2 protein-coding genes are annotated in these 1,628 nt (G+C 58.4%); both read left to right on the top strand.

The window, feature by feature from the left end:
- Positions 1-357, top strand: a 357-nt coding sequence (locus tag ACR0FG_RS20825; RefSeq protein WP_480895264.1) for a transposase, incomplete at its 5' end; no start/stop codon positions are given.
- A 151-nt stretch (positions 358-508) separates the two neighbouring features.
- A partial coding sequence (locus ACR0FG_RS20820) for an IS1182 family transposase (RefSeq protein ID WP_480895262.1) occupies positions 509-1,628 on the top strand: 1,120 nt, incomplete at its 3' end.

The following is a 1,628-nucleotide window of genomic DNA, read 5'->3' as shown; positions in this document are numbered from 1 at the left end:
CCGACGGGCAAGGGCACCGCTCGCTATCGCGCTCTGAAAGAGGTCTGTCAGGTCTGCCCATCGAAAACCAAGTGCTGCCCCAACGCGGATGCCCGCAAGATCAGCCGCGAAGAAACAGAAGACGCCCGCCAGGTGGCTCGAGACATTGCCAAGACCCGCCAGTACGACATCTCAATGAAGCTCAGAAAGAAGGTGGAAATGCTCTTCGCCCACCTCAAACGCATTCTCGGCCTGGGTCGGCTCCGATTACGTGGCCCATGCGGCGCAAACGACGAATTCCTCCTCGCCGCCACCGCCCAGAACCTCCGCAAACTGGCCAAGATCTTTCCCGCACCGCAGCAAACACGTAAAGCCTGATCAGAAAGGCACTCGCGCTCGGTTCAGCACACCACTTTCTGCGTCCGCAACACGTTGTTTTTCCACAGAATCGGCGTATTTCGTTGAAAAACTCTTGGTTGATTGAGTGGTAAGTCGCTGATTCAATTCGTCCTGTAGGGAGGAATTGGCGATGATGGGACCGAGGCAGGAAGCGCAGGCGGCGTTGTTCTACGAGTTCTCGCTGGAAGATCATGTCCCGCAAGATCACCTGCTGCGCTCGATTGATCGGTTCGTCGATCTTGGCAGCATCCGGTCGCATCTGGCGGAGTTCTACAGCCATACTGGACGCCCCTCGGTTGACCCCGAGTTGCTTATCCGAATGCTACTCGTGGGCTACTGCTTCGGGATCCGGTCCGAGCGGCGGCTTTGTGAAGAGGTTCATCTGAACCTAGCCTATCGGTGGTTCTGTCGGCTCGATCTGAACGACCGTGTGCCGGATCATTCCACATTCTCGAAGAACCGGCATGGGCGGTTCCGCGAAAGCGAACTGCTGCGCTACCTGTTCGAGATGACCGTGGCACACAGCATTGAGGAAGGCCTCGTCAGCGGTCAGCGTATGGCCATCGATGCAAGCTTGATCGAAGCCGATGCCAACAAGCAGAACTCAACGCCGAAGGAAGAGTGGGACGCCTCAACCGTTGATCCGACCGACGCGCCCCGCGCCGTCCGCGAGTATCTCGACACGCTGGACGAGGCTGCGTTCGGCGCTGCCAGCGAGGTTCAGCCCAAGTTCACATCGCATTCCGATCCGGCGAGCCAATGGACCGCAGCCCGCAAAGGCCCTGCATTCTTTAGCTATACCGACACCTACCTGATCGATACAGATCACGGAGTTATCATCGACGTCGAAGCCACCAGATCAATCCGTCAGGCTGAGGTCGGATCGACCAAGACCATGTTGAACCGAGTAAAGGAACGGTTCGATCTGCATCCGGAGAGACTAATCGCGGACACCGCCTATGGCACCGGCCCACTTCTGGGCTGGCTGGTTGATCGCAAGATTGCGCCGCATATCCCGGTGTTCGACAAGTCCGGTCGCAATGACGGCACCTGGACCCGCGCCGACTTCGAATGGGATGCTGAGAATGACCAATACATCTGTCCCGAAGGTCACGCCCTCAAGCAGTTCCGCCGCAACTACTCAGACCCCAACCGCGGTCCGACGGGCAAGGGCACCGCTCGCTATCGCGCTCTGAAAGAGGTCTGTCAGGTCTGCCCATCGAAAACCAAGTGCTGCCCCAACGCGGATG

It is taken from the genome of Ruegeria sp. E1, assembly GCF_056534225.1.
Note: the sequence above shows the minus strand (reverse complement) of the source record. Positions and strands in the feature narration are given on the sequence as shown.